The organism is Vibrio sp. T20, from assembly GCF_007858795.1.
Taxonomy (GTDB): Bacteria; Pseudomonadota; Gammaproteobacteria; order Enterobacterales; family Vibrionaceae; genus Vibrio; species Vibrio satsumensis.
The window spans coordinates 1-315 of the sequence record NZ_VFEB01000258.1; the positions used below are offsets into that span (position 1 = coordinate 1).

The 315-nt window shown below is 53.3% G+C and carries 1 protein-coding gene; it reads right to left on the minus strand.

The annotated features are described in order from the left end of the window. Window positions 1–315, minus strand: a 315-nt coding sequence (locus FTW16_RS24405) for an SDR family oxidoreductase (protein WP_146492809.1), incomplete at both ends; no start/stop codon positions are given.

The following is a 315-nucleotide window of genomic DNA, read 5'->3' on the forward strand; positions in this document are numbered from 1 at the left end:
TGGAGGCAGTTGTCATGGTTATGCCAGGGCTGACGGCGTTGACTCGAATCGGTGATAGCTCTTTCGCCAGTATCTTAGTCACGCTTTCTAGTGCGGCGTTTATTGCCGTTTTTACGTAAGTGCCAGCGACCACTTTGCGCGATAGCATGCCCGTCGTGAGCGTGATCGAACCGTTAGGTTTCATGTAACGTGCTGCATGCTTAGCAACGTTTAGGCTGCCCCAAAACTTGGTATCGAATGCCGACTTTGCGTCGTCGATAGCAACGTCTGTCACTTTTCCAGCCGGAGCGGATGAGCCTGCCGTGACCACCCAGT